Genomic DNA, 13,445 nt, shown 5'->3' on the forward strand with positions numbered 1-13,445 from the left:
AAATGAAAATTGCATTATTAGGTTATGGAAGAATGGGCAAAGAAATTGAAAAAATTGCCATTTCTAGAGGTCACGAAATTGTAATTAGAAAAGATGTTAATGATAACATTGATATTACAATAGCAGACGTAGCAATAGATTTTAGTGTACCTATTTCTGCTTTTGATAATATTTCTAATTGTTTAAATAATAATGTTCCTGTGATTTCTGGCACTACAGGTTGGCTAGATAAATATGATGATGCTGTTAGATTATGTAATGAAAAAAATGGTGGATTTATTTATGCTTCTAACTTTAGCGTTGGTGTAAATATCTTTTTTGAACTCAACAAACAACTAGCAAAAATGATGAGTACACTAGAAGAATATAAAATTTCTATGGAAGAAATTCATCATACAAAAAAACTAGATGCACCAAGTGGAACTGCAATTACTTTGGCAGAGGGTGTTATTGAAAACACAACCAAAGAGAAGTGGGAATTAGGAGAAAAATCATCCTCTGAAAAAAACATACCTATTGTAGCGAAAAGAATTCCTGATATACCTGGTACACACACAGTTACTTACAATTCTGATGTAGATACTATAGAAATTAAACACACAGCTCATAATAGAAAAGGATTTGCTTTAGGAGCTGTTATTGCTGCTGAATGGATTATTGGGAAGCAAGGAAATTTCTCAATGAAAGATGTGTTAAACATCAGTTAAAAACTGTAACTTTTTTTATATTTTGCACCTAATAAATTTATAGTGTTCTTTTTTGAGTAAAAGAACTTAAAAACACGATTATGACATATTCACAGTGGTTTATATTTTTTGTAATAATTCAAGTAATTCATTTTTTAGGTACTTGGAAACTTTATGTAAAAGCAGGCAGAAAAGCTTGGGAAGCTGCTGTACCCATTTACAATGGAGTGGTTCTAATGCAAATCATAAACCGTCCAAAATGGTGGATAATTCTACTATTTATTCCAATTGTAAACTTGTTAATGTTTCCTGTTATTTGGATTGAAACCATCAGAACTTTTGGCTTTTATAAAAAGGTAGATTCATTACTGGTAATTATTACTTTAGGATTGTATATTTTTTACATTAACTATGCAACTGATGCAAAATATAATGCTGAAAGAAGTTTAAAACCACGTTCTGAATTAGGTGAATGGGTAAGTTCTATTACGTTTGCTATAATTGCAGCCACGTTAGTACACACCTATTTTATGCAACCTTTTACGATACCAACATCATCTTTAGAAAAATCATTATTAGTGGGTGATTACCTGTTTGTAAGTAAATTTCATTATGGAGCAAGAGTACCTTCTACAGTTGTTGCAGCACCAATGGTACATGACACGTTGCCTTTTATTGGTAAATCTTTCTTGTCTGATGATAAAAAAATAAATTCATGGAAAAATAAGTTATCTCTACCTTACACTAGGTTACCAGGCTTTCAAAAAATAAAGAATAATGACATTGTTTGTTTTAATTGGCCTGCTGATTCTTTGGCTTCAATGTGGGGAGATAAATCAGGAAAATTTACCTATAAACCGTTTGATAAAAAGACAAATTATGTAAAACGTTGTGTTGGTATTGCTGGTGATTCTCTTGAAATGAGAAATGGTTATTTTTACATAAATGGTGTTAAAAACGAATTACCAGATAGAGCTAAATTGCAATTCTTTTATACCTATGAAGCAAAATCTGCAATTACTTCAAATACATATCCAAGGTTTTTAATTGATAAAGAAAGAACATATGTGTATAAAATTCCTAAAGAGTTTTGGGAAAATTATAGTTTTCAAAAACAATTAGAAAATTATGGAAGTCTATCAAAAATTGGTGAAGATTCTTTGTATGTTGAAGCAGCAGGTGGAGTAAACCAGAGTTTTGCAAAAGCAAATAAAATTGAAAATGTATCAAATAAAATCAATATCAATTTAACAGATGATGAGTTAGCTAGATTAAAGAAAAACCCACAAACCGTTTCTGTAAAAAAGATTGTTCATTCAGCTGATACAGGCATTTTTCCACATATCAAAGAATTAGGTTGGAGTCAAGATAACTTTGGTCCTATTTACATCCCTAAAGCAGGCACTACTGTAAAAATTGATAAAAACTCATTACTTTTTTATGAGCAAATCATCAAAAATTATGAAAATAATAATTTGGTAGTTGCTGGTGAGGATATTTTTATCAATGGTAAAAAAGCAAATTCTTATACGTTTAAACAAGATTATTTTTATTTAGTTGGTGATAATAGACACAACTCTTTAGATGCTCGTTATTGGGGTTATGTTCCTTTTGATCATGTTTTGGGAAAACCTGTTATGGTTTGGTTTAGCTGGGATCCAAGCACACCTTTCTTTTCTATGGAAAGAATTAAATCTATTAGATGGGATAGAATGTTTACTACTGTTGGTGGAGATGGAAAACCTGTTTCATATAGATATGTCGTTTTTGCTTTAATAGCTTTATATATAGGATGGAGTTTCTATAAAGGAAAAAAGAAAACCGCTAAAAAATAACAAAATGGGATTATTTATTCCTACTTATTTTTCACCTATTGCACAATATTCTGAAATCGAAAAAGCTGACAACGTTATTTTTGAAATGGAAGATAACTTTCAAAAACAAAGCTTTAGAAATCGTTGCTACATCTATAATGGTAATGGAAAACAATTGTTGAGTATACCTGTAAAACACAAAATAAAAGAAGGTAGAAAAAAAACAAAAGACACCTTGATAGAAAATGCTTTTCCTTGGCAAGACCAACATTTTAAATCATTACAAACCGCATATAGAACCTCTCCTTACTTTGAGTTTTTCGAAGATGATATTGCACCTATTTTTCAAAAAAAATACAAGTTTCTACACGACATTAATATAGATACCTATCTTTTTGTTACTGATGCTTTACAGTTGAATCAAGCGTTTTTTAAAACAGAAAGTTATCTCATTGAAACTAAAGAACAAGATTTTAGATTACTTGCAGAGCGTAAACATCAGCCAGAAAAACCCACAGATATTTATGTGCAAATGTTTGATGACAAGCATGGTTTTATGCCTAATTTATCGATTTTAGATTTATTATTTATGGAAGGACCAAATGCTACAACCTACTTCTAATTTTTTTTCGTAAATTTATAAGGTATTATCATTAACCTCCAAAAGGTAATATCGCTATGAATTTATTCGAAAACTTCTTCCTCCATTTTTCTGATTTACCAAAAAAAAGTTACAAATCTTTTTTAAATCTTGCAAAAAAAGAAAATTTTAAAAAAAATGATTTTATCACGAAAGTAGGACAAAAACCTAAAAGTTTTTTTATCATAAAATCTGGTATTGTTAGATCTTTTTATGAGGATAAAAATGCTAAAGAATACACCAGAACTATTTTTACATCACCAAAAAGTACTGGTTCTTTAAGTAGCTTAATTACAGGAAAACCGAGTGAACTCCATTACCAATGCTTAACAGATAGTGTTCTTTATAGAATAAACTTTAACGACTTTAAAAAATTAACTACAGAAGATTCTTATATATTAAAATTATATTCTGAAGTATTAGAATTTATTTTTCTGATGATGGAAAACAGAATTTATGAGCTCTCTGTTTTAAATGCATCAGAAAGATATTTAAAACTTAAAAAAGAAATACCAGATATAGAAAGTTATATTGCCCAATATCATATAGCTTCTTACTTAAACATTTCTCCTGTACAGTTAAGTAGAATTCGTAAAGAAATGTTAAAAAACCAATCTATTAACATATGTAAATAAAACAAAGGTGATTATCACTTACTTTTACATCATAATAATGAATGTTCCCCCAGTTAATATTTAACTATTCGTTATTAAAAAAGACTTACATTTACTGTTAGTCTTTTTTTTATGCTGAAATTTACCATACATTATTCTTTACATTTTCTAGTTCCTTTAATTATTGCCTATCTTTTTTTTAAAGATAAATGGAAAAAAATATATATTATCTTTCTGCTGTCTATGTTAATAGATTTAGACCATCTTTTAGCTAACCCTATATTTGACCCAAATAGATGTAGTGTAAATTTTCATCCTTTACATTCTTATATAGCAGTAGTTATTTATTGCCTAGGATTATTTTTTAAGAAGACTAGAACACTTTGTATAGCATTACTTTTTCATATCATTACAGATTTAATAGACTGTTATTTATAGTTTGATAAATCTTTTTATAAGGCTATTTATTTCTTTTGAAATTGATAATCTTAAAATTAAGAATACATATAAAACTAGAATAATAATACTTTTAAGAATGATATTTAGTAGTGGTGAAATTTCAAAACTCGCTATTTCTACAGATGGAATTGAAAAATCCCAAAAGTAAAATGCTAAAAATAAAATCAATATTATTCCAATTAATTTTAAGGACGTATTTGTAAATGGCGTAATAGAAAACTTGTATTTTACAAACCAAATTTTAAATGTATTTGCTACAATTAAAGTCAATAATGTTGCTAAAGCCAATCCATCTGTACCAAATTCTAAATTATAGTAAAACAATGTATTTAGAAAATATACTGACAATGCCATAAAAATACTTAAAGGCAGTGCAATTCTATAGAATTTAGAGTTATTTATAATATCTCTATTATTTCCCAAAAACATACCATACAATTTCGCAAAAGAGATCATTAAAACAACTAACTCACCACCTGCATAACCTTTTTCTGGCATTAGTTTAAACAGTTCTTGTACCCCACAATTGATTAGCAAAAAGAACAAGCCACCAACTAAAAGTAAATTGATAGAGCTTTTCTTATACAAACTTTCAACTTCTTTTGTATCAGATTCGTTTAATGATTTTGAGGTAAGTGGTTGCAAAATTTGAGACATTGCTCTGCTAGGAGCTTCTATAAAAGTACCAATAAAAACAGCTACTGTGTAATATGCTGCTTTAGCCATAGTTTCTTTTCCAGGAATCATAATTTTATCTATATCTAATAAAATAGCACCTGCACTACCAGCTAAAATGATATAAAACGAATACTTAATAATTTCAGAAAAATTATCTGGTAGCTTAAAATAAAATTTTGGGATATAAATATAGAAAGCATACAACATCATTACCAAAGTTCGTAATGCGTAGGCTACAGTTAAGTATAAAATAAATTCTGACTTGGTAATAAAATTATAAAAAACAGCTAGTAAAAGTAATAGTACTACTGCCCTATTCCATAATTCTTTTAACACGTTGCCAAAAACAGTATTTAGTTGCACTTTAGTCCAAGAATAAAATAACTCAAAATAAGCACAACAAATAGCTATAATATAGATAGAATACGTGTAAGATTCGATTGCTTTGTTTTCTTCAGTGACCCTACTCATAATCCATTCGTGCATATAATCCCAAAAAAAACCAAGAGGTAATGCAATAAAAATAGGCAGAAAAATTACTGATGATAAAAACTTATCTTTTTGCTCTTTGGTAATGTAAGATGAATAAAATTTCACAATCGTATATTGCACTCCAAAAGCTGCTAAAGGCATGATAACATTAGAAGAAGACAATAAAAAAGTAACTAAACCATAAAAATCTGAACCTAAAATTCTCGGGTAAAAAATAATTGTATTTATACCACCAATTAAAAAAGCTCCATAGATAATCAATGTATTTCTAAAAGATTGTTTTAGTACAATTCCCATAATTACGAATGTAAGCTTTTTAAAAGTTCTGCCAATTTCTGGGTTAAATTTTTTCTATGATATTGTTCAATATTGATAGAATCAACTTGCAATTCATTTTTTTGATATTGATGGTATAAACGCTTTATTTCACTATAAATTTTATCTTCATCATCATAATTTAAAACTACCCCAACATTAGTATCTTTAAGAATTTTAGACAAATCACTTTTTGATTTTCCTAAAGCTAAAATTGGTCTTTTAGCTGTTAAGTATTCAAATAATTTGCCTGTTAAAATTCCTTCAGAATTTTCTACATTAGGAATTAACAATAACAAAACTTGTGCTTTTTTCTGATATTCTATTGCCTTTTGATGAGATACATAGCCTATAAAATTAGTGACATTATTCAATTTATAAGCATAAATATCTTCTTTAACATCATTAGAAATATCACCAATAAAATTAAGTTTTATATTATTTTTAAAACTCTCATTTTCATCACACAAACGTTTTACAGCCTTAAAAAATAGTTTAGGATTGCTTTGTTTAGGCAATAAACCAATATAACTTATGGAAAAAGTATTATCTAAAACTACTTTTCTATTTTGTAGAACCTCATCATCAAAACCATTGGTAATAACTTCTACTCTTTTAGCATTTTTAGAAAACTCTTTTTTTAATGTATCACTTACTGTTAGTATACAATCTGCATTTTTTAAGACTGATTTTTCTAGAACTAAATTATTTTTTTTTGCATAAGAAAGTGGACGTAATTCTTTATTATAGTATAAATTAGACCATGGATCTCTGAAATCTGCCAACCATTTTATTTGATTCTTTTGAGCTATTTTTTTTGCAATCAAATGCATAGAATGTGGAGGACCAGTGCTAATTACAACATCAACTTTTCTATGTTTTAAATAGGTGTTTAAATATTTGACTGATTTTTTTACCCAGAATATTTTTGGATCTGGAATAAAGAAGTTTCCTCTCACAAATGATAAAAAACTACTATTTACAGCATTAGAAACATCTTTTTTTTGATTATTTTTTCGCTTCCAAAATAGTAAATCTGTAGGTTCAAAAATAGGTTGTTGTAGTACTTCTATTCCTTTTGGAATTTCATATAACAAACTTTTATCCTCTTTTGGATAATTAGCATTCTCAACAGTATAAATTATGGGCTCAACACCAAAATCTCTTAAATATTTAGCAAATTTCAGCCAACGTTGAACGCCACTTCCACCTGCAGGAGGCCAATAATATGTAATTATTAATACTCTCAATTTTCTATTTCCTGTAAAAGTAAACGTTCTCTAACTGAAATATCAAAATTTTTGATACTATTTTCTTGCACTTCTCTTGCTATAGATTTTCTATCTAAATCACTTAAATCTAATGCCTTCTTTATAGTATTTTTAAAATGATTAATATCTTTCTTTTTGATAATAAAACCTTTATTTTTTGTAACATTTGGTAATGCCCCAACATTTGAAACAATTGGGATACAACCTGTTAACATAGCCTCAACCAAAGCACAGCCAAAACCCTCGTTAACAGAAACTTGTAAATAAAACTCATGCTCTTGATAAGCTTTTTTTAAAGCTTCTTTTTCTAAATAAGGAATCGTAATTACATTAGTAGGAAAACCCTGCAAGGTTGACTTAAATGCGTCAGATATGCCAACAATTGTAAACTTTTCATTTGGGAATAGTTCAGCAGTTTTAAGAATCATATCTATCCCTTTTACTCGAAAAGATTTTAACGAGTTTACAAAACCTACAGATATAAATCCTGTTTTTTTTATTGTTGATTTTGTTGTCCAAAAATTAGAATCTAACCCATTTGGAATTACTGAAACTGGAGTTTTTAAAGTTGGGAAAAAACATCTAATTCCTTGCTTTTTTTGATTTACTTCATCATCAAAAGTGTGAGTTTGTTGCACTAAAGAAGCATCAACAGGGAAAAGTTTAGTTGCTCTTTTATAGGATTTATAAATAAAATACTTCAATATTTTTTTACGTAAACTGCCATAGTTATAAGCAGGAAAACTTACACAATCTGTCCCATTTAAAATAATGTAGGTATTTACTCCAAACCATTTACCAAGAAGAGTGGGTAAATAAGAAAAATATCCTCCAAAGTTAATAATTATTGAGTATGAAGTTCTACTATGTTTTAGTAAAAATAAAAATTGCTTATAAAAATTAACAATCAGTTTTTTAGGATTTCCCCAATCTAAATCTTGTGTAACAACTTGATATTTTTTTTCTAAAAAAGAAATATCATTATTGATAAATGTTGCTTTTTTAGGATAGATATAGAGAAGTTTATTTTTCATTCTCTAACATAAAATTTAGAAACTCAACTTTCATGTTTTCTTTATTTATACCTGTTAAACCTACAGCATCTTTACTATTTATTTGTTTTAAATTATGTTCCAAATCTTTACTTACACAAATTTCTTTGATAAGAATTTGTAAATCATTCTTTATAGTTAAAACATCTTGCTCATTAATTGTTTTACATTTTTGTAAACATTGTAGATAATAACTATAAAAGTAAAAAAAATCAAAAAGAATTGAATTGGTTACTTTCTTATCATCAATAAAGCTAATTTCTTTTCTACTAGATACTAGTATGTTGAAGTGTGTAAAGTCTCCATGAACTTTTTTATTGTCTTTTAACTCTTGCCATCTTTTTTTTAAAGCAGATTTTAGAAATACTCTTTTTTTTAAATATTCGTTTTTAGAATATTTTTCGATAATCGAATATCCCAAAAAATTATGCTCAATAAAATCTTCTTCAGGAATTTTTTGTAGTACTTTAATTGGATTTTCATGCTCATCAAAACAGAAAAAGACTACTTTATTTCCACTTTTATAGCCTAAATGTATATTTGTGACTTCTGGTAATTGAAATTTTAATTTTGTTTTATCAAGAAGAGTACTTAAATAGTGTCCTAAATTGGTTTTTCTAAAACGTAATAAGATACCTTCTTTTGCAGAAACTTGAAGGCTTAATGCTTTAAAAAGTCTTGTATTTAATTGATGTACATCATCATATAAAATACTTATATTTTGATTTTTTGGATAGCAAAAAAAAGATTTTTCTACTAATTTTTGCATAGCAAAAGTTTTCTCTTTTTCTGCAAAGGATCATCATCAGAAATTTCATTAATCAATTGTACATTTTTGTAAATTGATTTTAAAAAACTGATTTGCTCCTCTTGTTGCTCGTCTTTTCCATTCGATTCAAACAACAAATTATCGCTGATACTTTGTACAAACTGAATCAATTCTTTCCAATTTGGCAACCACATACAGACTGACAACAAAAAGCAAATATCTACTTTATTTGTTGGTAAAAAATCTTTGATGTAATCGAGTTTTTCGTTCTCTAAATCAAAAACATAAAACTGTAAATTACTATTTTTTGAATGTTCTTTTATTCGATTAGAAACGTTTATCATTCTAGAGTCGTAGTCAATACCAACTCCATAGTGAATTTCTTTTGCAATGGCATTTAGCATACCTCCTTGGTTAGAACCTATATCTAAAACCGTTTTATTTTTAAAATCAAAAGGTACGTTTGCAAACCGTTCTTCAGGGTTTCTTTGTCCTTTTAAAACTTTTCCACCAAAATTAAAAGTATGGTAACCAACATCATATAATTCTCCTGAATAAGTTGATGCACTTTTTTTAGTATAATTTAAAAGATTAATAACTTTTAGCTCTTCTCTAGTAAACTCTTTTACATCGCTATCTAAATTGATACGTTTTGGTGTAAATTTTTTCTTCTTAAAGTAATTAAACATAGTCAATTTTTATCAAACGTTTGCAGTTTGGTTTGCCATTCTATTTTTCTTCTTTTTCTTTTCATCATAAAAGAACCATCCAATAGTTACTACAATTAAAATGAGGTAAGAAGCTATTGAGATAAAGCCTCCTTGTTGTATTACTTTAGGTTCAAATTTAAAAATGATTTCGTTTTCTCCAACAGGTACTTTCATCCCTCTTAATACATAATTTACTTGATAGTGTGGTTGTAATTGTCCATTAATATAGGTATTCCAACCATCTTTGTAATAAATTTCCGAGAAAACAGCAAATTGCTCTTTTTGTGTATTAGATTTATAAATGAGTTTATTCAAATCGTATTCTATCAACTCAATAGTTGCTGTAGAATCTTTATCAAACGTAAGATTACCAACTTCATTAAATTTATTAACATTTAAAACTGCTATTGTTTTGGTATTTAAAGAATCTAGTGCCTTAATTTCTTCATTTGCAGAAGTAACTGTTAACACTTTATCAACAAACCAAGCATTACCATTTGCATCTGGGTTAACTTGAGCTTGGGGTTGTCTTTGCTTATTTTCTACAATAAAATATTTGGTATTCAGCATATTTAATACCTCCATATTATTTTTTGCTATTTGATAATCAAACAACTCATTATAACGTCCCATTTTTGCTGCATGATAACCACCTATTGATTGATGAAAATAAGAAGTTGAGCCATCTTCCATAGGATTTCCTATAAAATTACCCACTCTAAAATGAGAAGTATCTTGAAGTATTAATTTATCTGCACTAGAGGCAGTAAAAGGTTTTTCTATTCTTTTTGCTGGTTTAAATTCCTTTTCACTTACATATTTCCTATCTACAGAAATTAAATCTACCAAAATAAAACTTGCAACCAAAATTACAGCAATATGTTGTTTTAGTTTTTTATTTAACAAAAACCATAAAACGGCTCCAGTAGCAACAACAAAACCTAAAGAACGTAATGTATCAAACAATAAAATTGATTTTCTATCAGCTATTAAAGCATCAATTAAACCTGGTAAGTCTTTGTAATTATTATCTCTAATTCCTTCAAAGGTTGCAAAAATATGAGCTAGTAGAAATCCAAATACAATTAATCCACCAAAACCAAAAACAGCTTTTTCTAATGCTTTCCTTTTTTCTTTTTTTGAGATTGAAGATGAAAAGAATTCTTTTAATGCTAAAACTCCTAAAATTGGTACACATAATTCTGCAATAACCTGAATAGAAGATACTGCTCTAAATTTATTGTATAAAGGAATATAATCAATAAAAAAGTTAGTAAGTCCTTCAAAATTTCTGCCCCAACTTAATAAAATTGAGAATATAGTAGCAGCCACTAGCCACTGCTTTAACCTTCCTTTTACTAGAAAAATGCCTAAAAAAAATAAAAAGAAAATAACAGCTCCAATATATGCAGGTGCTTCCACGATGGGTTGATCTCCCCAATACGTTAGTACTTGTTCTGAATAATCATCAGCCACTTTTTTACCTGCTCTTTTTTTTATCAATTTATAAAAATTAGAATCATCTCCCAATTTTTCAAAAGTTCCACCACCCATATACCTTGGTACAAATAGATTAAATGTTTCTAATTTTGAGTAGCTGTATTGTGTAATATAAGCTTTGTCTAAACCTCTGGTTGCTTCTTTTTTAGAACCATCTGGTTTTATAGTCAATTCAGATTTTCCTCTAGTACTATAATCTGCATACTCTTTTGTAGCCATTAACCTAGATGCATTTGCCCCAATTCCTAAAAACACAGCAGCAATAATAACAGCAGCTTGTTTTATAAAAGTTGGTAATATCTTTTCTTTGATAGCGTTTATGAGTTGTACAATACCCAAAATCAATAAACAAAAACCTAAATAATAAGTCATTTGTATGTGATTGGTGTAAATTTCTAATGCCATTGCCAAACCAGTAACAATAAAACCTAGTACGTATCTGCGTTTAAAAACCCACAAAACACCAGCTAAAACTAAAGGCATATATGCAATTGCATGTGCTTTTGCATTATGACCAGGTACAAAAATGATGATTAAATATGTAGAAAAACCAAACGATAATGAACCAAGAATAGCTAATCTCCATTCAACTTTTAGAGCCATCATCAATACAAAAAAGCTCAAAAAATATAAAAAAGTATAATCTGCAGGTCTTGGTAAAAAACGAAGTAATCTGTCTAAACTCCTCACGTAATCATGAGGATAATAGGCACTTACTTGGTAAGCTGGCATTCCACTAAAGGATGCTCCTGTCCAATAGGGTTCTTCATCATTATTCTCTGCCCTGTAATCTACAATCTCTTTCGCCATTCCATTAAACTGTGTAATATCTGATTGCGAAATTTTTTGTCCTTTCAAAACAGGATGGAAATACAATAGAGAAGCTATCATAAAAATTAGAATAGCTACAACGTAAGGAAATATTTTTTTAAGATTCAAATTGTAATTTTAAGTATTGTTTAATTAGTCTTATATATTTAAAAAGTTTAGTCTATTTCTTCAAAATCGACATATTCTCCAACAGAATTATTACTTTGATTTTGTTTTCTAGGTGCTTTATCTATAATTGTTTCGCCTTCTTTTACTGAACTTTTAGGTTGCTGGTTTCCAAACTGTTGTTCTGCCTTTTTTTGGATAGTATCTGATACTTTTTTCAAGACAAAAGGTGCTAGAAGTCTTGCTAAAAACTTAAAAGCGTAGTAAAATAATAATATAAAAAAGAGTGTTTTTAATAAACCTATCATAGTGTTTTGTTAAAAAAATCTATCAAAAATAATAATTTGGAAACAATTGTAACGTTAACAAACTATAAAACTTCGAGAAAGGTAAAAAAGTATGTATCACTTTTTAAAACAGCATTTTTGTTCTATGTTTGTTTATCACTTTTTTTAGAATTTAAAAATAATGAACTTTCGAAGATGAAAAGCCACTCTTTTAAATACACTTTATTCTTTTACTTTATTGGGTTACAAACTGTTTTTGCTCAATATACAGAGGTAATAAACTCTAATAAACCTGGGTTTTCTGAAAGCCCATATAGTGTTGGTACAGGTGTTTACCAATTTGAAAGCAATCTGTTTTTTAGAAACACCAAAATAGAACCTACCTTTTCTAGACCACAATCTTTTGGTTTTGATATGCTATTTAGAACTAGCTTATTTTTAGAAAAATTAGAATTAAATGCACAAGTAAGTTATAACAGAGATAAAGTAGCTTTTAAAAATATTTTTACATCACATTATTTTGATACAGGTTTTAGCAGATTTACAATTGGTGCTAAATATTTGATTTATCAACAAGAATATGAAGATAAGAGCAAAGAAGTAAGAAGTTGGAAAAGACGAAATGCTTTTGATAAAAAAAGATTAATACCTTCTGTTGCTATCTATGCAGGGTTGAATACAGACATGGTTAACGATTACTATAAGACTGGCAACATGTCTCCTAAAGTGGGTGTTTTATTGCAAAACAATTTAAGTAATCAATTTAATATTATTACTAATGTTTTTTATGATAAAATAGGCACTGATTTTCCTGAATTATCTTATATAATTACTGGTACATACAATTTTAGTGATAGATGGTCCACTTTTATAGAAAATCAAACTATTTTTCAAGAGTTTAGAAATGTAACCAATTTAGGAACAGGTTTAGCATATCTTTATAATAAAAACTTACAAATAAATGCTTCTGGTAGGTTTTTAGCAGAAGGTACAGCAGCAGGTTTTTATGCAGGCTTTGGAGTTTCTTATAGAATTAATAAACATAAAGATAGCTATAAAGAGGTTGATGAAAATGGAAGAGAAGTAAAAAATACGCCTATAACAAGGTATAACAAAAAGAAAAACGGATTTTTTAGCAGACTTTTTAGTATTTTTACAAAAAAGAAAGATAATAAATCATCTAAAAAAAGAACTAGAAAAAAAAGGAAAAGAAAAAATTAAA

13 protein-coding genes are annotated in these 13,445 nt (G+C 28.0%); 6 read left to right on the forward strand and 7 right to left on the reverse strand.

Annotation, left to right across the window (positions count from 1 at the left end):
* Positions 1 to 2 precede the first annotated feature (2 nt).
* From dapB to BTO18_RS17975, 5 genes are all read left to right on the forward strand, one after another.
* On the forward strand, positions 3 to 707 hold the full coding sequence (gene dapB / locus BTO18_RS07555) for a 4-hydroxy-tetrahydrodipicolinate reductase (protein ID WP_105015640.1): 705 nt from the start codon (positions 3 to 5) through the stop codon (positions 705 to 707).
* 80 nt (positions 708 to 787) lie between these two features.
* Complete coding sequence (lepB, locus tag BTO18_RS07560; protein WP_105015641.1) at positions 788 to 2,521, forward strand: signal peptidase I; 1,734 nt, start codon at positions 788 to 790, stop codon at positions 2,519 to 2,521.
* A gap of 4 nt (positions 2,522 to 2,525) precedes the next feature.
* The gene (locus tag BTO18_RS07565; RefSeq protein WP_105015642.1) at positions 2,526 to 3,122 is read left to right on the forward strand and encodes a WbqC family protein; all 597 of its coding nucleotides are present in this window, start codon (positions 2,526 to 2,528) and stop codon (positions 3,120 to 3,122) included.
* A gap of 56 nt (positions 3,123 to 3,178) precedes the next feature.
* Positions 3,179 to 3,775: a Crp/Fnr family transcriptional regulator gene (locus tag BTO18_RS07570; RefSeq protein ID WP_105015643.1), complete on the forward strand. Its 597-nt coding sequence runs from the start codon at positions 3,179 to 3,181 to the stop codon at positions 3,773 to 3,775.
* A gap of 111 nt (positions 3,776 to 3,886) precedes the next feature.
* Complete coding sequence (locus tag BTO18_RS17975; protein ID WP_105015644.1) at positions 3,887 to 4,192, forward strand: DUF6122 family protein; 306 nt, start codon at positions 3,887 to 3,889, stop codon at positions 4,190 to 4,192.
* Here BTO18_RS17975 and BTO18_RS07580 read toward each other — a convergent pair.
* From BTO18_RS07580 to BTO18_RS07610, 7 genes are all read right to left on the reverse strand, one after another.
* Entirely contained in the window at positions 4,187 to 5,680 is a 1,494-nt protein-coding gene (locus tag BTO18_RS07580) for a lipopolysaccharide biosynthesis protein (RefSeq protein ID WP_105015645.1), read from the reverse strand. The two genes, BTO18_RS17975 and BTO18_RS07580, sit on opposite strands and share 6 nt — an antisense overlap.
* A 2-nt stretch (positions 5,681 to 5,682) precedes the next feature.
* Positions 5,683 to 6,948 (reverse strand): glycosyltransferase family 4 protein, encoded by a 1,266-nt coding sequence (locus tag BTO18_RS07585; protein WP_105015646.1) that lies wholly within the window; start codon positions 6,946 to 6,948, stop codon positions 5,683 to 5,685.
* The gene (locus BTO18_RS07590; RefSeq protein ID WP_105015647.1) at positions 6,945 to 8,003 is read right to left on the reverse strand and encodes a glycosyltransferase family 4 protein; all 1,059 of its coding nucleotides are present in this window, start codon (positions 8,001 to 8,003) and stop codon (positions 6,945 to 6,947) included. Before BTO18_RS07590 ends, BTO18_RS07585 begins: the two co-directional genes overlap by 4 nt.
* Positions 7,993 to 8,790, reverse strand: coding sequence for a hypothetical protein (locus tag BTO18_RS07595; RefSeq protein WP_105015648.1), 798 nt, complete (start codon positions 8,788 to 8,790; stop codon positions 7,993 to 7,995). Before BTO18_RS07595 ends, BTO18_RS07590 begins: the two co-directional genes overlap by 11 nt.
* Positions 8,778 to 9,479 carry a class I SAM-dependent methyltransferase gene (locus BTO18_RS07600; RefSeq protein WP_105015649.1) on the reverse strand — a complete coding sequence of 234 codons (702 nt, stop codon included), beginning with the start codon at positions 9,477 to 9,479 and terminating at the stop codon, positions 8,778 to 8,780. The genes BTO18_RS07595 and BTO18_RS07600 overlap by 13 nt, the downstream gene beginning before the upstream one ends.
* Positions 9,480 to 9,491: 12 nt before the next feature.
* The gene (locus tag BTO18_RS07605) at positions 9,492 to 11,891 is read right to left on the reverse strand and encodes a YfhO family protein (protein WP_105015650.1); all 2,400 of its coding nucleotides are present in this window, start codon (positions 11,889 to 11,891) and stop codon (positions 9,492 to 9,494) included.
* 95 nt (positions 11,892 to 11,986) lie between these two features.
* Entirely contained in the window at positions 11,987 to 12,244 is a 258-nt protein-coding gene (locus BTO18_RS07610; protein WP_105015651.1) for a DUF4834 family protein, read from the reverse strand.
* A 36-nt stretch (positions 12,245 to 12,280) separates the two neighbouring features.
* Here BTO18_RS07610 and BTO18_RS07615 point away from each other — a divergent pair, with 36 nt between their 5' ends.
* Entirely contained in the window at positions 12,281 to 13,444 is a 1,164-nt protein-coding gene (locus BTO18_RS07615; RefSeq protein ID WP_105017530.1) for a transporter, read from the forward strand.
* Position 13,445: the final 1 nt, after the last annotated feature.

The sequence above is a fragment of the Polaribacter porphyrae genome, assembly GCF_002954685.1.
GTDB lineage: Bacteria > Bacteroidota > Bacteroidia > Flavobacteriales > Flavobacteriaceae > Polaribacter > Polaribacter porphyrae.

Coding starts and splice junctions, on each gene's coding strand:
- BTO18_RS07600 (WP_105015649.1), bottom strand. CDS start 9,479: ATGTTTAATTACTTTAAGAAGAAAAAATTTACACCAAAACGTATCAAT.
- dapB (WP_105015640.1), top strand. CDS start 3: ATGAAAATTGCATTATTAGGTTATGGAAGAATGGGCAAAGAAATTGAA.
- BTO18_RS07590 (WP_105015647.1), bottom strand. CDS start 8,003: ATGAAAAATAAACTTCTCTATATCTATCCTAAAAAAGCAACATTTATC.
- BTO18_RS07605 (WP_105015650.1), bottom strand. CDS start 11,891: ATGATAGCTTCTCTATTGTATTTCCATCCTGTTTTGAAAGGACAAAAA.
- lepB (WP_105015641.1), top strand. CDS start 788: ATGACATATTCACAGTGGTTTATATTTTTTGTAATAATTCAAGTAATT.
- BTO18_RS07580 (WP_105015645.1), bottom strand. CDS start 5,680: ATGGGAATTGTACTAAAACAATCTTTTAGAAATACATTGATTATCTAT.
- BTO18_RS07565 (WP_105015642.1), top strand. CDS start 2,526: ATGGGATTATTTATTCCTACTTATTTTTCACCTATTGCACAATATTCT.
- BTO18_RS17975 (WP_105015644.1), top strand. CDS start 3,887: ATGCTGAAATTTACCATACATTATTCTTTACATTTTCTAGTTCCTTTA.
- BTO18_RS07610 (WP_105015651.1), bottom strand. CDS start 12,244: ATGATAGGTTTATTAAAAACACTCTTTTTTATATTATTATTTTACTAC.
- BTO18_RS07595 (WP_105015648.1), bottom strand. CDS start 8,790: ATGCAAAAATTAGTAGAAAAATCTTTTTTTTGCTATCCAAAAAATCAA.
- BTO18_RS07570 (WP_105015643.1), top strand. CDS start 3,179: ATGAATTTATTCGAAAACTTCTTCCTCCATTTTTCTGATTTACCAAAA.